We start from the raw sequence: 24411 nt of genomic DNA, 5'->3' as shown, positions 1-24411 counted from the left end.
GGTTAGTCGTCGCCCTTCCACTCGTGGTCCGCCTCGTCCCACGCCTCCGCGCGCGCCTCGGCCTTCGCGAGCGCCTTCTCGGCCTCGCCGCGGGTCGGATAGGGGCCCATAAGGTGCTCCCACGAGCTGACCCTGCCCTTCTCGACCATCCGCGTACGGGTGTTGAAGAAGTACTCCACCTCGTCGGGCTTGTCCGGTGACATGCGCATCGCCTCCGTGAATAGACTGCCAGGTATGAGCGCCGTCCGCGAGAGCATCACGAAGGGTGTCGTGTCCCCGTGGCGCCATGTCCCCTCGACCATCTCCCGCCCCGAGTATGTGGGACGCACCCGCGCCGCACGGTGGCAGGGCGGCGACATCCACGATGCGGAGATGATCGAGCGCATCCGCGCCTCCGGGCGCATCGCGGCTCAGGCGCTCGCCGAGGTGGGCCGTCACATCGTGCCCGGCGTCACGACGGACGAGCTCGACCGCGTCGGCCACGAGTTCGTGCTCGACCACGGCGCGTATCCCTCGACGCTCGGATACCCCGGTTCGGCGGCCCGGCCGCCGTTCCCCAAGGCGCTGTGCACGTCCGTCAACGAAGTCATCTGCCACGGCATCCCCGATTCGACGGTGGTGCACGAGGGCGACATCGTGAAGATCGACATCACCGCGTTCAAGGACGGCGTCCACGGTGACAACTGCGGCTCGTTCATCGCGGGCGAAGGGTCGGAGAGCGCTCGTCAGCTCGTCGAGGTCACACACGAGGCGATGATGCGGGGCATCAAGGCCGCGAAGCCGGGGCGTGAGGTCAACGTGATCGGCCGCGTGATCGAGAAGTATGCGACGCGGCACGGCTTCGAATCGGTCCGCAACTACACCGGCCACGGGGTCGGGCCCGCCTTTCACACGGGACTGGTGATCCCGCACTACGACGCCGCGCCCCTGCACACGGACGTGATCGCGCCCGGCATGGTGTTCACGGTGGAGCCCATGCTGTGCATGGGCTCGGAAGAGAGTCACGAGTGGGACGACGGCTGGACCGTCGTGACCGACGACGGCTCGTGGGTAGCCCAGTTCGAACACACGATCGTCATCACAGAGGATGGCCCGGAGGTCCTGACACTGCCATGAGCAAGCACATCGCGCTGGGCGTCGACATCGGCGGCACCGGCATCAAGGCCGCCCCCGTCGACCTGCGGACCGGGGAGTTCACCGAGGAGCGCTACCGGATCCCCACCCCGAACCCCTCGACTCCCGATGCCGTCGCGAGAACCGTCGCGAAGTGCATCTCCAAGTTCTCGCCCTCCAAGAAGACCCCGATCGGCGTCGCCTTCCCCGGCGTGATCCAGGACGGGGTCGTCAAGACCGCCGCCAACGTCGACGACGCCTGGATCGGCACGAACATGCGTGACATCATCCGCGACTACGCGGGGCACGACGTGTACGTCCTCAACGACGCCGACGCCGCCGGCTACGGCGAGTACCGCCACGGAGCCGCCCACGGGCGCGACGGCGTGATCCTCATGACCACGCTCGGCACGGGCATCGGCACCGCGCTGATCGTGGACGGCCAGCTGGTCCCGAACACCGAGTTCGGCCACGTCGAGATCGGCGGCCAGGAGGCGGAGGAGTTCGCGGCGGAGTCGGCCAGGGATCGCCTGGGGCTCGAGTGGGAGGACTGGACCAAGAACCTGCAGCGGTACTACTCCGAGATGGAGAAGCTGCTGTGGCCCGACCTCATCATCGTCGGCGGCGGCATCTCGAAGTCGCACCACATGTTCCTGCCGCATCTTCGCCTGCGCGCACCGATCATCCCCGCCGAGCTGCGCAACGGCGCCGGGATCGTGGGCGCGGCGGCATGGGCCGCGAACCTGCACCACCGTGACGACAAGCGCCGCAAGGACGACGAGAAGAAGGCGAAGAAGGCCGCTTCCAAGAGCAAGTGAGCGGAGCCCGCACGGGCTATTCGCAGACCTGTCCGTCGCCGTCGGCGTCACGGTAGTACGCGTACTCCGGGTCCTCGTCGCGCACGTAGGGACCGTACCCCTCCGCGACCGCGGCCTTGCAGGTGCCCATATCGGGATCGTCATCCCCGCCGTCCGCGATCTCCGGTTCCGCCTGCGGCGTCGTCGCCGCGTCAGGCGCACGGCCGGTGTTGTCGGCGATCACCGGCTGGTCCCCCGGCCCAGGAACGCCCTGAGTGGGGCAGCCGTCGAGCACGCGCAGGATCGCGTCCAGCTCCGCCTGCGTGACCCACAGGCCGTACTTCGCCTTCACCGCGATCTGCCGCGCCACGTACTCGCAGCGATACTCCTTCTGCGGTGGCAGCCACGTGGCAGCGTCGCCATCGCCCTTGGCGCGATTGGCTCCCGCGTCGACGGGCTCGAGGTTCAGCGGATCGTTCGCGAAGGCGACGCGCTTGGCGAACTCCCAAGTGGCGGCACCCTTCTGCCACGCATCGGACAGCGCCACCAGGTGGTCGACGTCGACCTCGCTCTCACCGCCCCGCACGAACCGCAGCGTCGAGCCCGTGAACGGGTCTGCGAGCAAGCCCTCGAGCACCGCGCACTCTCCTGACATCAGGCGATCCGTGAGCCGCAGTCGCAGCATGTCGTTGCGGGTGTCGCAGCCGTTGCGGTCCACGTCGACCCACCCGTCACCGAACTGGTCGCGCGCATACCCGGTGGTGGGCGCACGGCCCTTGACGGTGAGCTCCAGAGCGGCGGCGCTCGCCGTTCCGGCAGTCTCGGCAGGGCCGCGGCTCTGCGACGGGGCGGGGGTCGCGGCGACCGCCTCTGTCGGGGCGACGACGGAGGGCGTCGCGGTCGGCGACTGCGCCGCGTCGGGTGCGCCGAGATCGGGCGTGGCGGCCGGAGCGCATGCCGCCACCGCGATCGCTGCCGCGACGGTCAGCACTCCCCAGCGCGTGAGGGTCCGCGCGCGCTCGTCGCGCTTGTCTGTCATCACGCGCTCGCCGGTCACCACGCGCTTGACTGTCACCACTCGGCGACCCTATCCACGGCCAGGCGGGAGCAGGCGACGCCACTCCGCGCGGGTGGCAGCGCGTCAGTCGCGCTCGCCCGCAAGGCTCCTGAGCGTCGACCGAAGGTTCACGATCGCGGCGTCTCCATGCTCCGCCCGCCACGACTGCTCGGCGTCCTGCATCATCGCAGTGGCACGCGCACAGAACGCCGCGCCGTCGGCAGAGAGCCGCACCAGAGTCGCGCGCCGGTCGGTCGGATCCGGCGCGAGCTCGACGATTCCCGCAGCCTCCAGGTCGTCCACAAGGGCCGCGACGGACTGGCGGGTGTGGCCGATGCGCGGGGCGAGGTCGGAGACTCGACTCCCCCGCGCCTCGAGCGACGCGATAACGGGGACGTGTGCCAGCCGCACTCCGGACGTGCCGTCGGGGTCGATGGCCGCGAGCGACCGGGCGTTCACGACGGTCGAGGCTGCCATGAGAAGCCGCGCGAGGTCGTCGTGGGTCGCCTCGGCGAAGGCCGAGAGCTCCGCCTCATACACCATCGCGCCTCCTCCACCGCTCCGCGCCAGGAATATGCAGTCGCCCTGCCTTGTTGCGCAGGCGTCCTGCTTACCTTACGAACGGAAACCTCATGACCACCCTATCGACGCCCTTGACCGCTGGCGCCACGCTCCCCGCCCTGGCGCTCACCTCCCCCAGCGGAGAGGCCATCAGCCTCGACGCGCTCACCGCATCGGCCGACCCCACCGTGCTCTACCTAATGCGCACGTCGACGTGCCCGGTGTGCCACCAGCACCTGCGGCACCTCGCACGCATGGTGGCGGCCGGTGAGATCGAGCCGCCGGTCGTCATCGTGCCCGGGGCTGGGCCGGACGCCGCGGCCGTCGCGCGACGCCACCCGGAGCTCGCGGCGCGAATCGTCGCCTCCGGCACCGCTCACGCCGATCTTGGACTGTTCGTCCACATGGGACTCCAGCAGTCCGGAACCTACGTAGTGAGCGCCGGTCGCGTCGCGTACGCCCGCTACGCCACGGTGCCGATGGGCAGCTTCGACGCGGCTGAGACTCGGCGGGCCCTGCAGGAGGCGACCGCCGACGACCCCGTGCATGACGAAGGCGTGTAGCGGCGGGGGCGTACCGGGACGGCGACGTGCGTCAGTCCCGGGCGGCGCGGCCCTGGCGCTCCTCGGCAGCGCCCATGCGCCGCGCCATCCGTGCCTCGTCAGCTTTGCGCATCCGGGTCCCGTAGTGCACGAGCTCGGGGTCCACGATGGTCAGCGTGAACACGGGCGGCCCGATGCAGTAGAGCGCGACAAGCAAGAACCAGCCGCCCTCGACCAGCAGCCTCGACTCAGTGAGGGCCTGCATCACCAGCGCGACCGTCAGCAGCGCCCACCCCAGGGGCAGGTGCGTGTCGCCCCGGTCGGCGCGCTCCACCAGCCGCCACGCGCTCCCGAACAGGAGCACGACGATCCCGACGAGCAGCACCACGCCGATCAGCCCGAGTTGGAGCCAGGCGTCGAGGAACGCGTTGTGGCCGTGCGTGGGCCGCACGTAGTCGAGGCCCGTGCCGATCTCCGAATAGGGGAACTGCCAGATGGGCCAGTAGCCCACGTATCCCCACCCGTCGGGACGTTGCATCGCGAAGTTGATGACCTCGTACCAGATCTCGGTGCGATGCGTGAAGTCCGATCCTCGGTCCAGCAGCGCGAAGATCTCGTCGCGGTACTTGAGGGTGAGGACCGCACCGATCGCGCTGCACGCGATGATGGTGAACGACAGGACTCGCTTGGCTCGCGGTCGCAGCCGACGAAGCACGTAGGCGCCGACGGTGAGCGCTCCGAGGACGAGGACGGAGGCCGTCACGGTCGCCGACATCGTCACGGCGTGCACAGCCGCTGCCGCTCCCAAGGTGATCCACCCGTCGAGGCGGCGGATGCGCCGGTCGAGGAGCAGCACGCACGCGACGACAGCCACGAGCAGCGCGATCCCCCCGAAGGGGTTCCGGTTGCCCACGAAGCCCTGGACGGGGCCGCCTTCGAGCAGCAGGTTGTCCGACCAGTTCGACTGGACAGGATCCCCACCACGGCTCGAGGCGAGAGACTCCAGGTCACTCACCAGCGGCGCCACCGCTGATCGGATGACGAAGGCCACGATGAGCTCAAAGAGGATGCCCAAGAAGAGGCTGACCTGGAGGCCGCGATAGAGGCGCAGCATGAAGTCGATGTTGCTCGCGCCGCGCGCGGTGATGATCGCGATGGCGGTGGTCGCGACCAGCGCGACGACCGCGATGGTCGTGACCCCTCGCGTCGCCGACCACACGATGCTGAGTGCAGCGAGACCCACGAATGCGCCGATCAGCAAGGGCGGACGCAGAGTGCGGAGCGTGGGCCTGAAGATCAGGAAGACGGCGGCGATCGTGACGGCGCACAGCACGCCGTAGAGCGGAAGCCCGAGCAGGTAGCGAAAGCCCTGGCCGGAGATGAGCAGCACCACGGTCCAGATGGTGACCGCGGAGCGCGCGCCCTCGGTGGTGAGTGCGCGGGACACGGAAGAACCGGTCGTCATGAGCCTGCTCGCAACCATGGAACCGTATGCTCCCCTCGTCATGGCACTCCCGCTCCAGCGGGGACGCCGAGCCGCGGGCGCCGCAAGGGAGCGGCCGTTCCCGTGCCATCGGGCCAGGCAGCACGTGCATCGTGTGGACCCCGATTCTAGCGGCTCGTGGCGTGGGCTCGCGGCGCCGGTAACACCACGCGCCATGCGAGCGTTGAGGAGGGCATGACCTTCTCAGGACCCCTCGCCAGCGCCCAGGCCCGCATGGGCCACGCACTGTTCACCCGCATCGCGGGGCCGGACGGCTATGAGGCACGGGCGCGCATCCACGAGACGCCCGGTCCGCGCTGGTTCCCGGCCGATGCGCCCATCCGGCGGGTCCACGGCGACGCGTCGACCTTCGTGGGAGGGCTGCGTGCGCTCCTGTTGCAGTCGCTCCACCCCTTGGCGATGGCCGGCGTAGCGGGGCACTCGGGCTATCGCGGCGACCCATGGGGACGCCTGGCGCGCACCTCGACCTTCCTCGCATTCACCACCTTCGGCACCGCTGAGGACGCGCAGGACATGGTGGACCGGATCCGGGCGGTGCATGAGCGAGTCCGGGGCAAGACCGAGGATGGCCGCCCGTACCGTGCGAGCGATCCCCGCCTCCTCACGTGGGTGCACATCGCCGAGGCGGACTCGTTCCTCACCGCGTACGAGCGCTATGGAGAGCGTCCGCTCGGCCCGGGCGAAGCGGATGAGTACCTCCAGCAGTCCGGCCGCGTCGCCGCCGCTCTGGGCGCCGAGAACGTCCCCCAGACCAGGCGTGAGCTGGAGGAGGCGTTCGCTGACTATCGTCCCGAGCTCGAGGCCTCCCGAGAGGCGCTCGACACCGCTCAGTTCCTTCTGCGAGAACCGCCGCTGCCGCGCGCCGTGCGCCTCGGCTATGCGCCGCTCGCTGCCGGGGCGGTCGCACTGCTGCCCGACTGGGCGCGCACCGAACTCGGCATCGATCGATGGCACACGCGGACGTTCGGGCCGCTGGGCGGCGCTGTCGCGACCAGGGCCGTGCGGTGGGGCCTGGGCTCAGCGGAGTCGCGCGGTCACCTGCGCGACACCTCCCGCACCGCCTGACCCGCGCATCGGCCCGCCCTACTCGACCCCGCCCACCTCGGTGCCCGGCTCGTAGGCGCCGTCGGCGATGTCGATCCAGAACTGGTCGATCTGCTCGGGGTCGAGCAGGACAGTGGAACCCACCCCGTCGACCCGATGACCCATGCTCGCGATGGGCGGCGTTCCCGTGACCGCGTCGCCACCGCGGGTCGCGTTGAAGGCAAGCGCGAAGCGCGCGAGGTCGAAGGGACCGGTGCCCTCGGACACGCGGAAGGCGTCGAGCCCTGCACTCGCCACGGGGATGGCGGTGAAGGGGTTGAGCACCGTGGCGGGGCTGAGGATCTCGTTGGCGACCGCCCCGACGACCTGCTGCTGGCGTTGGGCGCGGCCGATGTCGCCGAGGGGATCGGCATAGCGCATGCGCGCGAAGGCGAGCGCGGTATCGCCGTCGGCGACGTGGCAGCCCGCTTCCCACTCGAGCCGGCTGAGCTTGTCAGAGACGTCCTCGTCGTAGCAGAGCTCCACTCCGCCCACGGCGTCGACGAGACCCTCGACTCCGCCGAAGCCCACCTCGAGGTAGTGGTCGACCGTCAGGCCGGAGAGGTCCTCGACCGTCTCGACCAGCAGCGGTGCGCCGCCGAAGGCGAACGCAGCGTTGATCTTGTTGCTCCCGTTGCCGGGGATCTCCACGTACGAGTCCCGCGGGATGCTGATGAGAGCGGTCGGACCGCTCTCTGGCTGGTGGAGCACCATGATCGTGTCGGTGCGCTGGCCGGGGGTGTCGTTGCCACCGTCCCAGCCCTCGCGCGAGTCCGAGCCGACGATCAGGTAGGTGTTGCCTGGCGTGTCCGCCGCTCCACTGAGCGCCTCGACCGTCTGGATGCGCGAGTCCACCCACGCGTACAGGGCCACAGCCGCGACGAGCAGCAGCACGAGCAGGACGATGAACGCGTTGCGGACGCGGTGACGCTTGCGGCGCGCGCTCGGGCGGCGCGGCGGCTCCGCGACGGCCGATGCGGGGGTGCGGGTCTGCACGGGCCGTCCGTTGCTTCGCGGCTGCACTGGCCGACCGGGCTGGCCTGGCTGGCCCGACGAGGATCGCGGCTGGGCCGCCGGCTGCGACGCGGGCGCATTCGTGGGGCGGGTGCTGCGCCGCTGGGGCGCGCCTCCCGTGTTGGGGCGAGGCTGCCCCGACGGGGGCCGGGCGCCGCCGGGTTGGATGGAGGGTGGCATCGGACGCCGACGGTCTCGCGGGCCGGACGCTCCGTCGCGCCTGCCGGCGTCGTCTTCGGGTCTCACTCGGAGAGGGTAACCCCTGGACGCGCGTGGCGCGGTGAGGCCGCGCTCGAATCGTTGCGGTGCGGATGAGCTGGCCGATACGCCGGGTTCTGTCCTGTGCGCCGCGTTGCCGCTGCGCACCGGGCGGCCATCCATCTAGGCCCTGGATTGCTCCAGGGCTCCAGCAGCCTACCCAGATGCTCGGGCGGGCAGCCCTCAGACGCATCCTGTTCGGCCTTGCTCCGGGTGGGGTTTACCGTGCCGCTCCTGTCACCAGTCGCGCGGTGAGCTCTTACCTCACCCTTTCACCCTTACCCCCTGGCATCTTGCGATGCCGGGAGGCGGTCTTCTCTCTGTGGCACTGTCCCGCGGGTCACCCCGGGTGGCCGTTAGCCATCACCCTGCCCTGTGGAGCCCGGACGTTCCTCGGCGCCCCGAGGGGCGACGCGGCCGCCTGGCCAACTCATCCGCGGGTCCACACTACCGGGACGGCCCCGGGTCGCGCGGCACGGGGCCGAGAACGACGATGCGGCCGGCGCATCGGGGTCGAATCTCTTCGAGCCCTGCGCCGGCCGCATCGCCTCCTCCCCCCACATGGAGCGGGATGCCGCGGTGCGCTACTCCTGCTCGGTCAGCAGTCGGTAGATGTCCCGCCTGGCCTCGGCCAGGATCGCCGTGACCTTGGCGGGAGCACCCTCGGTGCCCGAGCGGCGCGCGACGTGCACGGCCGCCTCCGTCAACGCGGCGATCTCTTCACGCAGCTGGTGCCCGTCGGCTCCGCCACGGGCGCGCTCGAACACGTGCCCCTCGTGCGTGTCCTGCTGGGCGAGCCAGTCTCGACCCGCGTCGGTGAGCGACGCCGTGCGGCGCCCCTCGACCTCCTCGATCGTGACCATCCCCTCGTCCTGCAACGCCTGCAGCGTGGGGTAGATCGATCCCGGACTCGGGGCCCAGGCCCCGCCGGTGCGCTCCTCGATCGCGCGGATCAGGTCGTAGCCGTGCCGCGGCTGCTCAGCGAGCAGCACGAGGATGGCCATGCGGACGTCGCCCCGAGGGCGGCCTCCCCTGCCCCGGCCACGGCCGCCAGGACCGAACCCCCCTGGCCCCGGACCACCCGGCCCGAAGCCACCTCGGCCGCCGCCCGGCCCCGGACGCCCGTGGCGCCTGCGGCCAGCGCGCGGTCCGCCGTGCCGCTCGTCGTGACCCTCACTGTCGAGGATCCATGTCTGCGTGTCGTCGTTCTCGTGCCTCATGTCGAACTCCCTTCGATATGTTCCGACCTGGTCACGATATATCGCGATAGTCACGCAGTCAACCGGTGCATGCGCGGAGGGCTCGCGCAGCGCCCGTACCCTGGTGCCCGTGCTGATCCTGCTGCCCCCGTCCGAAGGCAAGACTGCGCCCACGGCTGGAGCGTCCGTCGACCTGGCCGCCTTGTCCCACCCGGCCCTCGCATCGGCCCGCCAGCGGGTGGGCGACGCCCTGGCCAAGGTCAGCGGACAACGCAACGCCCTCGACGCGCTGGGCGTGGGGCCGTCACTCGCAGGCGAGGTGGAGCGCAACGTCACGCTGTGGGGCAACCCGGCCGATGCCGCGGCCGCCGTCTACACCGGCGTCCTGTACGACGCGGCAGGCATGGGCACGTGGTCGGGCGAGCGTCTGCGCCGCGCCGCCGAGCGCATCCGCATCATCTCCGCGCTCTGGGGAGCCGTCTCCCCTGCCGACTCGATCCCCGCCTACCGCCTGTCGATGTCCACCAGCCTCGGTCGCATCGGCCCCCTGGCCTCGTTCTGGCGCCAGCACCTCGCCGAGGAGCTGTCGCACCTGGCCGACGGCCGCCTGGTGGTCGACTGCCGCAGCTCGTCGTACGTCGCGGCATGGCGCCCCACCGGCGCCGAGCACGTGTCCGTGCGCGTCGAGCGCGAACTGAATGGTCGCCGGACCGTGGTCAGCCACATGGCCAAGCACACCCGCGGCCTCCTGGCCGGCGCACTGGCGACGGCCGATGCGGTGCCCGAGTCCGCGGCCGACCTCGCCGATGCGGCGCGCACCGTCGACGGGGTCATCGACGTGACCCTCGGTGCGAAAGAGATCACGCTCGTCGTCGCCGGCTGAGCAGCCCGCGTGCCACTCTTGACGCTATGACCGACCAGGACGAGCTCTTCCCGGGCAAGCAGTTCATCTCGACCACCCTCCACGCGCTGGAGACCAAGACCGCCATGAGCGGCGGTCTGGCACGTGTCTACGTGATGCGGGCGGCCATGGCCGGCGGTCTCATCGGCGTCATGTACCTCACGTACTACGCCGTGATCTCGGCGTTCGAAGGGATCGGCGACGGCGACCTCGTCCCCCTGGGCCGCATGGTGGGCGCGCTGGTGTTCGGCTTCGCGCTGATCTTCATCTACTACAGCAAGTCCGAGCTGCTGACCTCGAACATGATGATCGTGTCGATCGGTCTGTACTACCGGCGCACCACCGTGCTCAAGTCGCTGCGGATTCTCGCGCTGTGCTACGCCGGAAACCTCGTGGGCGGCCTCGTCGTCGCGCTCATGGTCGCGGGATCGAGCATCGCGGACGGCGCCCTCGGCGCGCAGATGGCGGACTCGGTCGACCACAAGCTCGAGTTCGTCGCGGGCGGCATCGCGGGCTGGGGAGACCTGTTCTTCCGCGCAGTGCTCTGCAACTTCATGATCAACCTGGCGATGCTGATGGTCTACAACGGCCGCATCAAGGACGACCTCACTCAGTCGCTCGCCATGATCATGAGCGTCTTCGTGTTCGCCTTCGTGGGCTTCGAGCACTCGGTCGCGAACACGGTGCTCTTCTCGATCGTGGCGCTCCAGGGCGGCATCGACGTGGGACTCGCGCTCGGCAACATCGCCATCGTGCTGATCGGCAACTTCGTGGGCGGAGGCGTGCTGATCGGCTGGTACTACGCCTATGCGAACGATGACCGCAAGTTCCTGAGCAAGCGCGGTCAGGGCGAGTCCGCCTAGCCGTCGTCAGTCGGTGCGCGCTCCCACGCACAGCACGTGCCGCTCGGCGATGGCGCCGTCGGCGTGCACGTGCAGCCGCAGGATCGTCAGCGACGCGGGCGACGGCCAGATCTGACCCCAGTGCGTGGTCGGCATCGCGAGCGAGACGCCCACGGCGGACTTGATGGCGACCGCATGCGAGGCCACCGCCCAGGCGCGCGCCTGATCGTCGCCGTCCACGCATCGGCGCGCGTGATCCGCCGCCGCGTCGACCAGGAACTCGTCGAACCGCTCGCCGACCTGCGGGATCGACTCCCCCGCCGGGGCCGGGATCTCGCCGAAGCGCCAGCGGTGGATCGCGTCACCGAACTGCGCCGCGATCTCGTCGCCGGTGAAGCCCTCCCAGTCGCCGAAGTGGATCTCGCGGACGCGCGGCTCCGTCTCGACGTGCGCGCCGATGCGACGGCCAATCGCGCCGCCGGTCTCCTGCGTGCGCGTCATGGGCGACGCGAAGACGCGAGACACGTGCGGCACCTGCTCCCATGTCTTGCGGCCGATGCGGTAAACGGCATCGGCCGCCTTCGCGGCCTGGATGCGGCCTGTCGCATTGAGCGCGGGCCCCAGCTCCCCGGAGCCCGACAGCGCGTGGGTCTCGGTCATGTCCGTCACGCCGTGGCGCACCAGGACCATGGTCAGCGGGCTCACCAGGTCGCCCTCGGCAGCGGCGAACGGAGAACGACTCTGCGACTGGCCGGCCGTCACTGAGCCGCCTTGCGCACCAGGATGGTCCCGCACTCCTCGCAGCGCACCACGTGCTCCGGCGCCGCGCGCTCGATCGCCTCGCGGTCGCTCGGGTTCAGGGTCATGTGGCAGCCGCCGCACGTCGAACCGCGCAGCAGCGCCGCGCCGATTCCGCCGTTCTGGCCGCGCACCCGCTCGTACAACGCCAGCAGCGCCGCGTCGAGGCCCTCGGCCGCAGCGGCGCGCTCCGCCTCAGTCTGCTCGATCTCGGCGTCGAGGGAGCGCACCGTCACGTTCCGTTCGTGCTCGAGCTCGCGCACGCGCTTGGTGAGGTCCTCGCGCTGCGCCTTGACCCGCTCGTGCTCGGCCTCGGCCGCTTCGAGTCGCTCCATCACCTCGAGCTCCACGTCCTCGAGGTTCGACTGACGGCGCTCGAGAAGCTCGAGCTCGCCCTGAAGCGCCTGCAGGTCCTTCGCGCTCGAGCTGCCTGACTCGAGTCGCGCGCGGTCGCGGTCGGCTCGGGCTCGCACGGTCTGCACGTCGTCCTCGGCCTTCGTGACCTCACGCCTCAGGTCCGTGACCTCCGCACCACGAGCGATGGCTTCATCATCGAGCACCGTGTCCTGCGCGGACAGCTCGGCGAGCTGGGCGTGGACGGGGAGGTGGTCGCGCTTGTGGCGCGCCTGCTGAATGCGCAGGTCAGCATCCTGCACGTCGAGCAGCCGCAGCTGATCGGCGACGGGGGCGGTGGGCACGAGGGTCCTCCGGTGAGTTCAGGCGCCGTAGCGCGCGGTCCAAGGGTCGGTGTTGAGGGTGCTGACCACGGCATCCACCGCGGCGGCGTCGGCCACGTGCTCTGCCGCGGCCGTGAGCCATGCCCACTCCGACGCATAGTGCGAGACGTCGATCAGGTACGGGCGTCCGTCCCCGAGAGCCGCGAGCTCGCGGGCATCGGACGCGGGATGGTGGCGAAGGTCCGCCGTGACGTAGGCATCGGCGCCGGAGTGGCGAACCGTGTCGAGGAAGGAATCTCCCGAGCCCCCGACGACGGCGACCGTCGTCACGAGCCCGTCAGGGTCGCCAGCGACGCGGACGCCGTGATGCGTGGCCGGGAGCACCTCGGCCACGTGCTGTGCGAACTCGGCGAGCGTGGTGGGGCCGGGGAGCATGCCGATGCGACCCGTCCCCTGTGCGGCGTCGCCCGCCGACGGCACGAGCGGCATGGGCGAACTGATGCCGAGTGCCTCTGCCAGAGCGTCGCAGACGCCCCCGGCGGCCGCATCGGCATTCGTGTGCGCGTTGTACAGCGCGATGCCGTGACTGATCAGGCGGTGCACGACAGCGCCTTTCGTGCTCGTGGTGGCGACGCCAGTGACGCCGCGCAGCATCAGCGGGTGATGCGTGACGAGCAGCTGCGCGCCCACCTCGATCGCCTCGTCGATCACCGCGAGAGTGGGGTCGACGGCGAACAGCACCCGACTGACCTCAGCGCCCGGATCGCCCACGGACAGCCCGTTGACGTCCCAGTCCTCGGCGAGGGCCGGGGGGAAGCGGGACTCCATGATCTCGGCGATCTCGGCCACAGTGGTCATGAGGACACGCTACCGGCCCGCCCGCACCGTGCACGACTGGCTAGTCTGACTCCGTGTCCTCGGCGTTCACCACCGTGCGCGCCTGGTGGCGCCTCCGATCCGTCCGCACCATCGTGCTGCTCTCCGTGAGCGTCCTCATCGGGTGGGCCGTCCTCCGCATCATCGGCCGCGTCAACTGGGGAGCCGTCGGCGACGCGGTGAGCCAGGTCAGTGGTGGGGAGCTCGCCGTGCTCATGGCGGTGCTCGGTCTCCGGCTCGTCTTCAACGCGGTCTCGATGGCACGGTTCGTGCCCGGACTAGGCATGTGGCGAGCGGTCCGCAACGACCTGTCCGCGAATCTTGTCGCCACCGTCGCTCCCCCACCCGGCGACGTGGTGCTGCGGGTGGCGCAGTTCCGCTCATGGGGCGTGGACCCCGTGACGGGCATGGGCGGCGTGACCCTGTCGATGGTGGTGTTCTACGGTGCGCGGTTCATCGCGCCTGTGCTCGGCCTGGTCCTGGTCACGGCCGACCAGCTCGGCACGCGGCAGTGGGTGTGGGGTGCGCTGTCACTGGTGATCGCTGGCGCGATCTTCACGGCGCTGATCGTGACGCTGCGGTCGGGACGATGGGCGGCGTCGTTGGGCGACGCCGCCGCCCGGATCGTGGGCCGGTTCACCACCACTGTCGACACCAGCGGGTGGCGTGAAGCCGTGGTCGGGTTCGGCGCCCGCATGGACGCCACCCTGCGCGGCAACGTGGTGCTCGTCACGATCTCCACCCTCATGGCCGTGATCCTGGATGGCGTCATCCTGGCGCTGTCCCTCCGGTTCATGGGGGTCGACGCCGCGCAGCTCCCTCTCAACGAAATTCTCGGAGCATTCCTGCTGGTCTACCCGCTGACGATCATGCCGCTGTTCGGCCTGGGCGTGCTGGACGCGACCCTGATCGCCTCGTGGTCGGCCATCGCCGGAGACGTCGCCGAGCCCGCGATCATCGCCGCGGCGGTGATCTGGCGGACCGTCACCATCGGCGGCACCCTCCTGCTGGGCGTCGCCGCGGTCGGATCCTGGCGCTGGACGGTGCGCCGCGCGGTCAGAACGAGCGAGGAGCCGCCCGACCACGACTAGGTGCCGCGAGCGCCTGTGCCGTCGTCCTCCCGTGCGGGCTGACGTTCAGATCCCGCAAGCGCGTCGATCTTCGCTTCGAGGCGCGCGATCCGCTCCGTCAGCTCGTCGTGACGGCCCTCGTCCTGCAGCTCCTGCTGGCGCTCGTCCTCACCCGTGGTCCGTGACACGAACCACGCTGCCACCGAGGCCGTGACGACACCGATGAGCGCAATGCCGAGCAGCATCATCACCACCGCGATCACGCGGCCAGTGGGGCTCACAGGGGCGAAGTCCCCGTAGCCGACGGTGGTGACGGTGACGACCGCCCACCACAGGGCATCGCCGAAGGAATTGATCGCGGAGTCTGCGACCTCGCGCTCGGCGGCCAGGACCGCGACCGACCCGATCCACAAGAGGAGCACGACGGACACCACCACCGCCTGCATGGTCTTCATCCGGCCGCGAGCGCTCGAGAACGCGGCGCCCTGCGTGAAGGCTGTCAGCAGCTTGAGCGGGCGTGCTGCCGGCACGGCGACGGCGATCACGTCGAGCGGGTGCGTCCAGAGGTATCGCCACGAGCGGTTCGAGATCACGGTCCGGATCACGATGTCCGCCAGGAACACCAGCCAGATCCACCACTGCACCACGAGCATGGTCGCGCGAAGCTCCGACGGCAGCGAGTGGAAGAAGATGATCCGCGCCGACCATACGACGAGGAAGACGAGCGCGAGCACCGCCATCCATGGGTCTATTCGCGCCGCGTAGGCGTCGTACCTCTTGCCTAAAGGTTCTGCCACCGTTCCGCTCCATCCCTTGCCGCGTCTGCGTCCCTGCCGCGCGCGTCGTCATCGATCCACGGCGCCACGTGGGCGGCTTCTACATTAGCGGCGGCTCGTTCGTCATACCCCAGCAGGTGCGTGCACGAATACCCCTGCGGGACGCTCCTGTCGCCGGAGGTTGCCAAGAGAACCCATGAGGCGCCCGAGGAGGCCGCCGATCGTCGTCGGCATCGTGCTAGCGAAGCGCGAAGACCGCGACCGTTCCGCCCGTCGCCACTACCGCAAGGCTCGTCCCCGCCGGCGCCACCACTGCCCCGTAGAGCCCACCCGCCGACGACACTTCGAGCACCGGCCCATCGATCACCATGCGGACGTCTCCGACCACTGGCAGAGAGCTCGGTGCGCGACCGGGGATGTCGATCTCCAGTTCACCCGCGCTGGCCCGCACCGACACCACGCGCTGGTCGCCGGACGAGACCTCGAGCTCGGCGCCGTCCACCGGACTCCACTCGACATCGGCGGTGAGCCCGGTGACACGCCCGTCGCCCGATGCGGGCCGACGGTGCTGGGCGACGTCTGGGTGAGGCGTCGCGACGACGCGGTCCCCCCTCACCTCCAGCAGGTACGGAACGCTGTGGGCACCCGCCCAGCCCTCGGCGGCGCCGCCGAACCCCCGCATCCAGAAGGTCAGGCAGGGGCGTCCGTCCGCATCGGTGAACAGTGACGGGGCGTAGTAGCTGTCGCCATGCGTCAGCCGCCCCCACCCGTCGGGCGTGAACACGCCATCACGGTACGCACCGGTCGCGTACCCCGCGTGGTGCAGGACGTCGGCGTCCCAGACCGACGAGACCATCACCGCGCGGCCATCAAGGTCGACGATCTGGGGGCATTCCCACAGCGCGCCCATCCACACCGGGTCCGTCTCCGTGGTCGAGCGTTCAAGCGCGATGCCCTGGTACGCCCATGTCTCGAGGTCATCGGAGGTGTACCGGAGAGCCATCGCGGTGCCGTCCTCGGATGCGCCGCCGACGAACATCTCCCAGCCGCCGGCGAAGCGCCGGACGAACGGATCGCGGTACGCGATCAGGGCGAGCTCTGGGGGCGCCTCGCACACGACACCGCCCTTGACCCATTCGCTCCACGCGTCGTCGCGGGGGACCGCGACACGGATGCGGCCGATGCCGAAGTCGGGAGTCGTCGTCGCGGTGTAGAACATCCGTACGCGGCCATCGTCGCCAGTGACGATGCACCCGGTCCAGATGCCGTCATCGCCATCGCCCGGGGCCAGCGCCACGCCCACGGGTCGCAGAGACAGGAGATCCGGGCCCACCGCGTGTCCCCAGTGGCAGTTCGGACCCCAGACGGTCGCACCCGGCACGTACTGGTAGAACGCCTCGTACTGGCCGTCTCGGAACGTGATCCCGTGGGGGTCGTTGATCCAGCCCTCAGGCGATGTGAAATGCAGCGCAGGACGCACGGTCCACCTCTTTCTCGACAGCAGTAACACGGCTCTGGGCGACGTGTCACCCGAGGGGCCTTTCAGAAGAGCGATGCAGCGGAGAGAAGCGCGACCTCCGGTCGCGTCCCGGCCGCGCTGGTCAGGCCGCCGTACCCCTCACGGGCGCGGCCACGGATCCCCGCTCGACGATGGGACAGGAGAGCAGCTGTGGCTCCGACGCCTCCGGCAGATCTGCGCCACCCTCGGTCTTCAGCCGGATGATGGCCTCCACGGCGGCCGCTCCCAGTTCATAGTGCGGCAGCGCCACTGTGGTGAGCGCCGGGAAGAGGCTCGTCGGGATGGGGTCCTGGTTGTCGAACCCGACGACCGAGACGTCCGTCGGCACAGCGAGGCCGAGTTCCGCTATCGCCCGGTACGCACCCATGGCCATGCGGTCGTTGTAGCAGAACACCGCGGTCGGCCGAGCGGCAGACGATCGCCCGGCGCCGAGCAGAGCGTGCGTCGCCGCGTAGCCGCCCGCGGCCTCTGGCTCCGCCTCGACCACGAACTCGTCCGGGTCCAAGCCCGCGGCGAGCATGCCGTCCCTGAAACCCAGGAGTCGACCACGCGTGGCGGGCACGTCGATGGCCGTCGCGGCAAACGCGATCCGCCGGTGGCCAGCGGCCACGAGGTGCTCCACGACGGACGCCGCTCCACCGCGTTCGTCCGGCATCACCGAGGGGATCTTCCCCCCGATGTCACGCGCACCGATCAGCACTGCGGGCACGGACAGCAGCTCCTCGGGTGGCACGACGACGTCGTGATAGACGGTCGCGTAGATGAGGCCGTCGACCTGTCGATCAAGGAAGGCCTGCACCTCGCGAGAGCCGACCTCTGGCGCGTGGTTCAGTTGGGAGTTGATGATCGCGAGCGTGAGATTGTGACGACTCGCCTCCTCCTGCGCGCCAAGGATGATTCGTCCAGCGTGTGGGGTGGTCGCGATCTCCTCGGTGACCAGGCCGACCATTCCCGATGCCTGCGTGCGCAGCCCACGAGCGAGCCGGTTGGGCTGATAGCCGAGTCGCGCAGCTGCCTCCTTGACTCGGATCTTGGTCTCGTCGGCCGTGCGCGTATGCGGCGTGTCATTGAGCACGTGCGACACGGTGGTCACTGATACTCCAGCGGCCGCAGCGACATCGCGGATCCCGGGCGTCCTGCGAGGCGTGCGCTTCCCGGCACTCATGTGGCGCTCACCGCTCCGTCACGTTCGTCCAGGTCAGCACCGATGGCCGGGGTCGCCCGGAAGGCATTGGTCGCCCTGTCCACGATGACCTGGTCCTCGGGCCCGGAGTCGAGGATCGTGTTCCGACGCGCGTCGTCGTCCACCACGACGGACTTCACTGTGAGCCCGTGCGCAGCCTGCCCATCCAGGAGCGCGTCGACCTGCGACTCGAAGCACGAATCGCTCGACTTGGCGTCCACTTCCTTGGCCACCACATGGTTGCTGGCCACGTAGTTGTCGCTCCCTGCGGTCAGTCTGATCACCACAGGCGTGGCGCCGCTCGGTCTGATGCTCCGCGGGTCGACCACCTCCGAGAAATGGTTGCCCACGACCGAATTGCCGCTGCCGCTGATGTTCAGCAGTCCGTACTCATCATCACGCCCATTGTCGACCCCGATGAAGGGCGTCCATGGTTCCTCGTCGCGAAGGAAATGGTTCGACGCCACCAGGTTCTCCGATGAGTTCGACGCCAGGACCATCATCCCCGGATAGAAAGAATGCATGCGATTGGCGGTGACGCTCGATCTCGTGACACCGTGAAGGTGAACACTGCTCGCGCCGCGGGGAAAGATGTTGTTGGCGCTGATCAGCAGGCCGCCGTGGTGCTCGGCATAGATCGAATACCCCCGGAACCCTGCTCCGATGAGGTTGTCCGTGATCTTGGATGCCTGACCCCATCCACGCAACTCGATGCAGCTTCCACATTCGGCAATGAAGTTGTCGTGAATCGAGAGCGCGTCCGCGTGGTGAACCGTAATCGCGTGCTCGAGGTAGACGAAGCCCATGCCGGTGATTCTAAAGGAGTCATTCGCATCGATGACGGAGATTCCTGTCTTGCCGTTGACGTAGGAATTCTCAGGGTTGTTCCCCGGTCCGTCACCCGCGAAATGCAGCCCATCGATACAGAAGTTCGAGAACGACACCGCGCTGATCCTCGGGCTGCCGCTGCGCTCGACCCGGAAGGCGGCACCGCCGCCCTCCGCATCCACGTCACTGACGGGGAGATCGACCAGGATGCGACTGCCGCCGGGCCAGAGCTCGTGCAGTCCAGGCCATTCCTCACGCGGGACGTTGAAGCGGATGCTCGACGAAGTGAACCCGTGCCCGGCACCAAGGATCGTGAGGAAGCTGACGTCGATCACCACGGGGGTGCGAAGGCGGTAGTCGCCCGGCGGGATGTAGATCACGGCACCCGGCTTTCCGCCGTCGGCCACCTCGGACGAGCCCTGACGCTCCTTGACGTCCGTGATGATGCTGTTGATCACCACGCCGATGTCATCGGCGGGATCGCCGACGGACCACGCGGTCACGTCGTAATGGTTGCTGCTCGCCATGGGATATCCGTTCATGATTCAGCTCGTCAGCCCTTGACCGCGCCGAGGGTGAGGCCTGCCACGATGTGGCGCTGGAGGAAGAGGGTGAGAAGGATCACGGGCACCGAGTAGAGCGCCGCGAGAGCGGTCATGCCGCCCCAATCGAGCCCGAACTGGCTCTGGAAGTTCGCGATCACCACCGGGGTGGTCTGCGCACGCACCGACGTCAGCAGCAACGAGAACAGGAACTCGTTCCATGACGCGAGGAAGGCGAAGATCGCCGTCACCGCGAGGCCGCCAGAGACGACCGGCAGCACCACCCGACGGAGTGCCTGGAGCCGGCTGCAACCGTCGACCTTCGCCGCCTCGTCGAGCTCATCGGGCACGGCCTCGAAGAAGCTGGCCATGAGCCAGATCGACAGCGGCAGCGAGATCGTCGTGTGGGCGATCGCGAGACCCACCGTCGTGTCAGAGATTCCAAGATCGCGCATTACTCCGATGAGCGGAGCTCCGATGGCAATCGTCGGCACCATGCGAGTGATGAGCGCGGCGAAGATGAACACCCGCCCGCTCGGGGTGCGGAACCGTGTGATCGCGTACGCCGCGGGCACCGCAAGCACCAGCGACATGACGGTCGAGAGCACTGCGGTCGTGACGCTGTTGATCAGTGCCGGGACCACGCCTTCGCGCGACATGGCCGCGATGTAGTTGTCGAACGTCCACGTGTCCGGCAGCACCGCCGGAGGGACGGCGATCGCGTCGATCGGTAGCTTGAAGGACGTCAGCAGCAGGTAGATGAAAGGGAATCCGTAGAGCGCCAGCGTCACCGCAAGGAGCAGCCAGAGCATCACTCTGGACTTGCCGCGGACTTCGAGGGGATTCATGACTTGTTGCTCCCTGGTCTCCAGATGGCGGTCACGGCGATCACGGCGACGACGAGCATCGCCACCAGGTAGATGGTTCCCATCGCGCTCGCGAGGCCGGGCTCTCCGAACCGCGTCATGGTGCGGTAGATGAGCAGGCTCAGCGTCGTCGTGCTGCCCTGAGGGCCACCGTCGGTCTGGATGAGGATGATGTCGAAGGCCCGAGCTGCGTCGATGCCGCGCACGATGAGCGCCACCGCGATGACCGGCCGGAGGAGCGGCACGAGAATGCTGATGAGCATTCGTGGGTAGCGCGCACCGTCGATCCGCGCCGCCTCGATCACTTCGCCAGGAATGTTCTGGAGTCCCGCGAAGAGCACGAGCGTGATGAACGACGTGGTGAGCCAGATGTCGGGCAGTGCCACCGCATAGAGCGCGATGTCGGGGTTCGACAGCCACTGAATCTGATCCGGGCTGGAGATGATCCCGACCTCGAACAGAAGCTGGTTGAGGATGCCGAAGTTGTCGATGAGCAGGAATCGCCACAGCAGTCCCGCGACGACCGGCGCGATCATCAACGGGTACATGAAGATGGTTCTGAAGGTCGCTGAACGCTGCCCGAGTGCGACGAAGAGCAGTGCCACCGCGAGTCCCGCCGTGAACTCGGCAGTGACGACGATCAGCGTGTAGATCACGGTGCGGACCGAGGCGCTCGTGAACGCCTCGGACGCCAATGCAGCGCCGTAGTTGTCCAGGCCGACGAACGTGCGTCCTCCACCGAACTGCTCGATCTCGAAGAAGCTGTCGTACACGAACGTGAGGAGCGGCCAGACCACGAAGGCAGCCAAGAACACGGCGGCCGGGGCCATCAGCAGGAGGACGAACCGGCGGTCGGAGATCTCTCTGCGGGGTCGCTTCTGTCGCGTCGGGGATGTGGTGCCGGGGCTCGGCGGGGCGGCGGTCGCCGCCCCACCGAGCTTGCCAGGGCTATCCGTGTTCACGGGAATGCCTTTCTTGGGCGAGTGCGGGGGATGCCCGCAGCGCCGCTAGTTGCTGATCGCCTCGATCTGAGTCTTGGCCTCGCTCAGGAGGGCGGACGTATCCGCGCCCGGCTCCACCGCCTTCTGCAGCATCGGAATGAGGACCGAGTCCACGATCTCCTGCCATTCGGCGGTCGCCGGACGAGGAAGGGTCTGCGGCGCCTCGAGCGTGCTCACCAGCGCGGCGTAGTTCTCGAATCCTGCCTCGCCGGCCTTGGACTCGAAGGCGCTCTTCCGCGCGACGAGGCCGAGGGACGTGTCTGCTGACAGCTCGTTGTGCTCATACGCGAAGGCGACGAAGTCCGTGGCCGCCTCGACGTTGTCACCACTCTCCGGCACCGACAGGTACCACGCTCCCGGCACGCCCGCCGTGCCGCCCTCTCCACCGATCATGGGGGCGACTCCGATGGCGTCCTTCACCGGCGAATCGTCCGGGGTCTGGCGATAGGCATGGCCCCAGAACCGCATCATGGCCAGATTTCCCTGGTAGAACAGGTTCTGTGCACCAGCCCAATCGAGCTGCGCTGCTCCCGGAGGGGCGTAGGGAAGAAGGCTGATGTAGTAGTCCAGGGCCTCCTGGTGCGCGGCGGAATCGATCGTGACGTCGCCCGAGCTCGCGTCGAGCACCATGTGCTCCTCGCCCGCCTGAGACACGGTCGCGAGCCACTCGGTCTCCACCGCGCCCTTGACATCAGTGCCGTAGAGGTCGATGGCACCGTCGCCGTCGGTGTCCTGAGTGAAGAACTCGGCGATGTCGCGGTACTGTTCCCAGTCCGCCGGCGGCGCGAGCGGGTACCCGTACTCGTCCTCGAAGGCACTCATGTTCTCCGTGTCCTCGAACAGATCGGTTCGGTAGAACAGGATCTCCGAGTTCGCCCACGCCGGCATTCCGACGTAGTTCCCGTCGACCAGTGCCTCGTCGACGAGCCCGTCGAACAGGTCGCCCTTCACCTCGTCCGTGTACAGGTCGTCGAGGGGTGCCAGAGCAGGCGCGAAGGCAGTCAGCCAGATCGCATCGAGCGCAGCGACGTCGAACGACGGGCCGCCTGCGCTCAGTTCCGACGACACGCGGTCGTAGAGTCCCGCGTAGGGCAGCTCGACGAGGGTCACCTCAGTGCCGGTCTCCTCGAGATAGAGATCGGCGATGGGCTGCAGCTCTGCCAATCCGCCCCCCTCGACCACCACAGTGAGAGCGTCCACCTCGGCGGAGGACGCCGGATCCGAGGTGTCGCCTCCGGCACCGCACGCGCCGAGAGTCAGCGCTCCCGCCGCCGCGGCCGAGACGCCGGCCATGATTCTCCGCTTCGCGCCGTGCGCGTTGCGTCCAAGAGAGATTGCCATGTTCTTGTCCGTTCCTCGTCGTTGAGTTCACATCGGCGTCTCACCATCGTAGCCGCCAAGACGTTTTGGCAAAACGTCTTGGCACGACTGTAGCCGGTCGACCCATGCGCGTCAACATCCGTGCTCGACACGCATGGAATCACTGCCTCGAGGGATGTCGGGCGACGCGCAAGGCGCTGCGGTGGCGCGTGGTGTGCACCCATGCCGGCACGCACGGCGCGTCGCCGTGGCCAGCGGGTCCCCCGCGAGCGCGCTGTCGGGAGGGCGTTTCCATCACGACGCCGAAAGGGACCGGATCGCACGAGGGGTGCTTGTCTTGGTGGGCCCTGCCGGACTCGAACCGGCGACTCCTGCGGTGTAAACGCAGTGCTCTAACCAACTGAGCTAAGGGCCCGCGCCCTATTGTGGGCCGTCAGCGCATGACAGCCAAGTCGGCCTCACCCGAACAGCGCCATCAGCGCCGGAACAGCGATCCCGATGCCGATCACGGCGAGCACCGCACCCAGCACCACGCCGCTATGCCTGCCGAACCATCGCACGAACCGGCCCATCGGCTCCGCAGCCCGCTCCCCCGCCACCGTGACTGCCACCACCGGCGTCGCGACACCCAGGCTGGCGACGGCGACGAAGGCGACCATCGCCACGACCTGCGTGGGGATCTCCGGCGTCGCCTCGACGACCACCGCGGCAGCGGACACCGCGATCACGAGGTTCTTGGGGTTCACGGACCCGAGCGCGAACGCGAGAACGAAGGCGCGGGCCCCCGTCAGGGACGACATCGCTCGCATCCATCCGGGCTCGGCCTCGCCCCCACCTCGCGTGAACAGTTTGCGCGCAGCGATCGCGAGCAGTGCGAAGCCCAGCACCGCGCGCAGACCGTGCACCCACGGCGCCCGGTCCGCATCGGCCGCCATGACGTCGAACACCAGCAGGCCCACGCCGGACGCCACCAACAGTCCTGCGACCCAGCCGACGGTGAAGGCGACCGCCACTGACCGCGCCGCCGATCCGGCCACCACTGCGGCCATCGCCACGACAGGGATCGACGCGGCGAGGGCTCCGAGCGCCACCGGCAGGACTGCGATGAGGGCGTCGTTCATGACGCCGCCCACCGCGCCGGTGGCGGCTGGGAGGTGCTAGAGCGCTGCGATGGCGGCGCGATAGTCGTCGACGTCGCGCGCCTCCCCCGTGGGATTGACGACGGACCAGGCGACCGTGCCCGCCCCGTCGATCAGGAACGTCCCCCGCGTCGCCAGACCCTTGGCGTCGTTGAAGACGCCATACGCCGTCGAAGCCTCACCATGCGGCCAGAAGTCGCTCAGCAGCTCCGCCGTGTACGCGTGCGCATCTGCCCACGCCTTCAGCGTGTAGATCGAGTCGCACGAGACCACGATCACCTCGGGTGGCTCGCCTTCGCTCAGGTCGCCTGCGTCTCGCAGGTCGACGAGTTCGTTGGTGCAGACGTCCGAGAAGGCGAACGGCACGAACACCAACAGCACGGGAGTGCCCCGGAAGTCGCTCAGGGTGACGCGGCGTCCATGCTGGTCGGTGAGCGTGAAATCAGGTGCCTCGGTGCCGGTGAGGGGACCCGTCACTTGGACCGGCCCTTCTCCACCAATTGGGTGCAGGACCAGCCTTCGCCCGCCATGAAGGTCGAGGTCGCGTGGAGTCCCGCCAAAGACGAGGACTCCTGAATGTCGCCGGGCATCACATGGCCCGTCGTCCCCGCCTTAGGTGTCAGCAGCCACACGTTGCCGCCGTCGTCGAGGAGCGCTTGCACGTCCATGAGGAGGTCGGCAAGGTCGTCGTCCCCGTCACGGAACCACAGCAGGACGCCATCAGTGACGTCTCCGAAGTCCTCGTCGACGAGCTCTTCGCCTGTCGCATCCGCGATGGCGGCGCGCAGTGCGTCGTCAGCATCGTCGTCGTAGCCGAACTCCTGCAGGATCGTGCCGCGCTCAAGTCCGAATCGGTCAATGATCCCAGTGTCCACGGTGCGTGCACCGTCTTCTGTCGCCACGGTGGCGCTGCTCCCTTCGTCGTCGCTGCGCGCAACCGCACGC

The 24411-nt window shown here is 68.9% G+C and carries 26 protein-coding genes, 1 tRNA gene and 1 other RNA gene; 7 read left to right on the top strand and 21 right to left on the bottom strand.

The features are described from left to right. Window positions 1-2: 2 nt before the first annotated feature. Window positions 3-203, bottom strand: coding sequence for an SPOR domain-containing protein (locus tag QQX02_RS11340; protein WP_301143192.1), 201 nt, complete (start codon window positions 201-203; stop codon window positions 3-5). Window positions 204-234: 31 nt separating this feature from the next. Here QQX02_RS11340 and map point away from each other — a divergent pair, with 31 nt between their 5' ends. Further along, window positions 235-1116 (top strand): type I methionyl aminopeptidase, encoded by an 882-nt coding sequence (gene map / locus QQX02_RS11335; RefSeq protein WP_301143191.1) that lies wholly within the window; start codon window positions 235-237, stop codon window positions 1114-1116. Further along, window positions 1113-1931, top strand: coding sequence for a polyphosphate--glucose phosphotransferase (gene ppgK, locus QQX02_RS11330; protein WP_301143189.1), 819 nt, complete (start codon window positions 1113-1115; stop codon window positions 1929-1931). Before map ends, ppgK begins: the two co-directional genes overlap by 4 nt. Before the next feature lie 16 nt (window positions 1932-1947). On the opposite strand, the gene QQX02_RS11325 is transcribed toward ppgK, so the two are convergent. Further along, a complete protein-coding gene (locus QQX02_RS11325; protein ID WP_301143184.1) occupies window positions 1948-2988 on the bottom strand; it encodes a GmrSD restriction endonuclease domain-containing protein in 1041 nt (346 codons plus the stop codon). Window positions 2989-3051: 63 nt separating this feature from the next. After that, window positions 3052-3510 (bottom strand): MarR family winged helix-turn-helix transcriptional regulator, encoded by a 459-nt coding sequence (locus QQX02_RS11320; RefSeq protein WP_301143183.1) that lies wholly within the window; start codon window positions 3508-3510, stop codon window positions 3052-3054. Window positions 3511-3599: 89 nt separating this feature from the next. Here QQX02_RS11320 and QQX02_RS11315 point away from each other — a divergent pair, with 89 nt between their 5' ends. Continuing rightward, a complete protein-coding gene (locus QQX02_RS11315) occupies window positions 3600-4091 on the top strand; it encodes a thioredoxin domain-containing protein (protein WP_301143182.1) in 492 nt (163 codons plus the stop codon). A gap of 31 nt (window positions 4092-4122) precedes the next feature. Here the strand turns inward: QQX02_RS11315 and QQX02_RS11310 are convergent, their stop codons facing one another. After that, on the bottom strand, window positions 4123-5535 hold the full coding sequence (locus tag QQX02_RS11310; protein ID WP_301143181.1) for an O-antigen ligase family protein: 1413 nt from the start codon (window positions 5533-5535) through the stop codon (window positions 4123-4125). A 213-nt stretch (window positions 5536-5748) separates the two neighbouring features. Here QQX02_RS11310 and QQX02_RS11305 point away from each other — a divergent pair, with 213 nt between their 5' ends. Continuing rightward, on the top strand, window positions 5749-6639 hold the full coding sequence (locus tag QQX02_RS11305) for an oxygenase MpaB family protein (protein ID WP_301143180.1): 891 nt from the start codon (window positions 5749-5751) through the stop codon (window positions 6637-6639). A gap of 18 nt (window positions 6640-6657) precedes the next feature. Here QQX02_RS11305 and QQX02_RS11300 read toward each other — a convergent pair whose 3' ends face one another. From QQX02_RS11300 to QQX02_RS11290, 3 genes are all read right to left on the bottom strand, one after another. Further along, complete coding sequence (locus tag QQX02_RS11300; RefSeq protein WP_301143177.1) at window positions 6658-7653, bottom strand: LCP family protein; 996 nt, start codon at window positions 7651-7653, stop codon at window positions 6658-6660. A gap of 326 nt (window positions 7654-7979) precedes the next feature. Next, an RNA gene (rnpB, locus tag QQX02_RS11295) (RNase P RNA component class A) lies at window positions 7980-8362 on the bottom strand. Between the two features lie 151 nt (window positions 8363-8513). Next, window positions 8514-9149: a PadR family transcriptional regulator gene (locus QQX02_RS11290; protein ID WP_301143175.1), complete on the bottom strand. Its 636-nt coding sequence runs from the start codon at window positions 9147-9149 to the stop codon at window positions 8514-8516. Window positions 9150-9258: 109 nt separating this feature from the next. On the opposite strand from QQX02_RS11290, the gene QQX02_RS11285 reads away from it, so the two are divergent. Together QQX02_RS11285 and QQX02_RS11280 are read left to right on the top strand one after the other, a co-directional pair. Beyond that, window positions 9259-10011 carry a YaaA family protein gene (locus QQX02_RS11285; protein WP_301143174.1) on the top strand — a complete coding sequence of 251 codons (753 nt, stop codon included), beginning with the start codon at window positions 9259-9261 and terminating at the stop codon, window positions 10009-10011. A 26-nt stretch (window positions 10012-10037) separates the two neighbouring features. Beyond that, window positions 10038-10892 (top strand): formate/nitrite transporter family protein, encoded by an 855-nt coding sequence (locus tag QQX02_RS11280; protein ID WP_301143172.1) that lies wholly within the window; start codon window positions 10038-10040, stop codon window positions 10890-10892. Window positions 10893-10898: 6 nt separating this feature from the next. Here QQX02_RS11280 and QQX02_RS11275 read toward each other — a convergent pair whose 3' ends face one another. From QQX02_RS11275 to QQX02_RS11265, 3 genes are read right to left on the bottom strand one after another with little or no spacing between them, the layout of a single operon-like run. Beyond that, window positions 10899-11633 carry a histidine phosphatase family protein gene (locus tag QQX02_RS11275; protein WP_301143171.1) on the bottom strand — a complete coding sequence of 245 codons (735 nt, stop codon included), beginning with the start codon at window positions 11631-11633 and terminating at the stop codon, window positions 10899-10901. Next, window positions 11630-12367 carry a zinc ribbon domain-containing protein gene (locus QQX02_RS11270; protein ID WP_301143169.1) on the bottom strand — a complete coding sequence of 246 codons (738 nt, stop codon included), beginning with the start codon at window positions 12365-12367 and terminating at the stop codon, window positions 11630-11632. Before QQX02_RS11270 ends, QQX02_RS11275 begins: the two co-directional genes overlap by 4 nt. An 18-nt stretch (window positions 12368-12385) precedes the next feature. Beyond that, window positions 12386-13204: a Nif3-like dinuclear metal center hexameric protein gene (locus tag QQX02_RS11265; RefSeq protein ID WP_301143167.1), complete on the bottom strand. Its 819-nt coding sequence runs from the start codon at window positions 13202-13204 to the stop codon at window positions 12386-12388. Window positions 13205-13257: 53 nt separating this feature from the next. Between QQX02_RS11265 and QQX02_RS11260 the strand changes: the two genes are divergently transcribed. After that, entirely contained in the window at window positions 13258-14313 is a 1056-nt protein-coding gene (locus QQX02_RS11260) for a lysylphosphatidylglycerol synthase domain-containing protein (protein ID WP_301143165.1), read from the top strand. Here QQX02_RS11260 and QQX02_RS11255 read toward each other — a convergent pair. The 11 genes from QQX02_RS11255 to QQX02_RS11205 all read right to left on the bottom strand — a co-directional run bounded on the left by QQX02_RS11255 (window position 14310) and on the right by QQX02_RS11205 (window position 24368). After that, window positions 14310-15089, bottom strand: coding sequence for a potassium channel family protein (locus QQX02_RS11255; protein WP_301143164.1), 780 nt, complete (start codon window positions 15087-15089; stop codon window positions 14310-14312). The two genes, QQX02_RS11260 and QQX02_RS11255, sit on opposite strands and share 4 nt — an antisense overlap. A gap of 217 nt (window positions 15090-15306) precedes the next feature. Beyond that, window positions 15307-16548, bottom strand: a complete 1242-nt coding sequence (locus QQX02_RS11250) for a glycoside hydrolase family 32 protein (RefSeq protein ID WP_301143163.1) — start codon at window positions 16546-16548, stop codon at window positions 15307-15309. Between the two features lie 121 nt (window positions 16549-16669). Next, on the bottom strand, window positions 16670-17752 hold the full coding sequence (locus QQX02_RS11245; RefSeq protein ID WP_301143162.1) for a LacI family DNA-binding transcriptional regulator: 1083 nt from the start codon (window positions 17750-17752) through the stop codon (window positions 16670-16672). Beyond that, a complete protein-coding gene (locus QQX02_RS11240; protein WP_301143733.1) occupies window positions 17749-19125 on the bottom strand; it encodes a NosD domain-containing protein in 1377 nt (458 codons plus the stop codon). Before QQX02_RS11240 ends, QQX02_RS11245 begins: the two co-directional genes overlap by 4 nt. Window positions 19126-19151: 26 nt before the next feature. Next, entirely contained in the window at window positions 19152-19988 is an 837-nt protein-coding gene (locus QQX02_RS11235) for a carbohydrate ABC transporter permease (protein ID WP_301143161.1), read from the bottom strand. Beyond that, a complete protein-coding gene (locus QQX02_RS11230) occupies window positions 19985-20836 on the bottom strand; it encodes a carbohydrate ABC transporter permease (protein ID WP_301143730.1) in 852 nt (283 codons plus the stop codon). Before QQX02_RS11230 ends, QQX02_RS11235 begins: the two co-directional genes overlap by 4 nt. 177 nt (window positions 20837-21013) lie before the next feature. Then, window positions 21014-22348 carry an extracellular solute-binding protein gene (locus QQX02_RS11225; protein WP_301143160.1) on the bottom strand — a complete coding sequence of 445 codons (1335 nt, stop codon included), beginning with the start codon at window positions 22346-22348 and terminating at the stop codon, window positions 21014-21016. A gap of 317 nt (window positions 22349-22665) precedes the next feature. Further along, window positions 22666-22742 (bottom strand) — tRNA-Val (locus tag QQX02_RS11220). A gap of 43 nt (window positions 22743-22785) precedes the next feature. Then, entirely contained in the window at window positions 22786-23448 is a 663-nt protein-coding gene (locus QQX02_RS11215) for a GAP family protein (RefSeq protein ID WP_301143159.1), read from the bottom strand. Window positions 23449-23484: 36 nt separating this feature from the next. Beyond that, window positions 23485-23943 carry a peroxiredoxin gene (locus QQX02_RS11210; RefSeq protein ID WP_301143157.1) on the bottom strand — a complete coding sequence of 153 codons (459 nt, stop codon included), beginning with the start codon at window positions 23941-23943 and terminating at the stop codon, window positions 23485-23487. Then, complete coding sequence (locus QQX02_RS11205) at window positions 23940-24368, bottom strand: DUF3052 family protein (protein WP_301143156.1); 429 nt, start codon at window positions 24366-24368, stop codon at window positions 23940-23942. Before QQX02_RS11205 ends, QQX02_RS11210 begins: the two co-directional genes overlap by 4 nt. Window positions 24369-24411 lie beyond the last annotated feature (43 nt).

It is taken from the genome of Demequina muriae, assembly GCF_030418295.1.
Classification (GTDB): domain Bacteria; phylum Actinomycetota; class Actinomycetes; order Actinomycetales; family Demequinaceae; genus Demequina; species Demequina muriae.
This window is presented reverse-complemented; position numbering and strand designations above follow the sequence as displayed.

What these genes read in the sequence shown, in the direction of transcription:
- QQX02_RS11340 (WP_301143192.1), bottom strand. Translation starts at nt 203, where the DNA reads ATGTCACCGGACAAGCCCGACGAGGTGGAGTACTTCTTCAACACCCGT.
- map (WP_301143191.1), top strand. Translation starts at nt 235, where the DNA reads ATGAGCGCCGTCCGCGAGAGCATCACGAAGGGTGTCGTGTCCCCGTGG.
- ppgK (WP_301143189.1), top strand. Translation starts at nt 1,113, where the DNA reads ATGAGCAAGCACATCGCGCTGGGCGTCGACATCGGCGGCACCGGCATC.
- QQX02_RS11320 (WP_301143183.1), bottom strand. Translation starts at nt 3,510, where the DNA reads ATGGTGTATGAGGCGGAGCTCTCGGCCTTCGCCGAGGCGACCCACGAC.
- QQX02_RS11315 (WP_301143182.1), top strand. Translation starts at nt 3,600, where the DNA reads ATGACCACCCTATCGACGCCCTTGACCGCTGGCGCCACGCTCCCCGCC.
- QQX02_RS11310 (WP_301143181.1), bottom strand. Translation starts at nt 5,535, where the DNA reads ATGACGACCGGTTCTTCCGTGTCCCGCGCACTCACCACCGAGGGCGCG.
- QQX02_RS11305 (WP_301143180.1), top strand. Translation starts at nt 5,749, where the DNA reads ATGACCTTCTCAGGACCCCTCGCCAGCGCCCAGGCCCGCATGGGCCAC.
- QQX02_RS11290 (WP_301143175.1), bottom strand. Translation starts at nt 9,149, where the DNA reads ATGAGGCACGAGAACGACGACACGCAGACATGGATCCTCGACAGTGAG.
- QQX02_RS11280 (WP_301143172.1), top strand. Translation starts at nt 10,038, where the DNA reads ATGACCGACCAGGACGAGCTCTTCCCGGGCAAGCAGTTCATCTCGACC.
- QQX02_RS11265 (WP_301143167.1), bottom strand. Translation starts at nt 13,204, where the DNA reads ATGACCACTGTGGCCGAGATCGCCGAGATCATGGAGTCCCGCTTCCCC.
- QQX02_RS11245 (WP_301143162.1), bottom strand. Translation starts at nt 17,752, where the DNA reads ATGAGTGCCGGGAAGCGCACGCCTCGCAGGACGCCCGGGATCCGCGAT.
- QQX02_RS11240 (WP_301143733.1), bottom strand. Translation starts at nt 19,125, where the DNA reads ATGGCGAGCAGCAACCATTACGACGTGACCGCGTGGTCCGTCGGCGAT.
- QQX02_RS11235 (WP_301143161.1), bottom strand. Translation starts at nt 19,988, where the DNA reads ATGAATCCCCTCGAAGTCCGCGGCAAGTCCAGAGTGATGCTCTGGCTG.
- QQX02_RS11230 (WP_301143730.1), bottom strand. Translation starts at nt 20,836, where the DNA reads ATGGCCCCGGCCGCCGTGTTCTTGGCTGCCTTCGTGGTCTGGCCGCTC.
- QQX02_RS11225 (WP_301143160.1), bottom strand. Translation starts at nt 22,348, where the DNA reads ATGGCAATCTCTCTTGGACGCAACGCGCACGGCGCGAAGCGGAGAATC.
- QQX02_RS11215 (WP_301143159.1), bottom strand. Translation starts at nt 23,448, where the DNA reads ATGAACGACGCCCTCATCGCAGTCCTGCCGGTGGCGCTCGGAGCCCTC.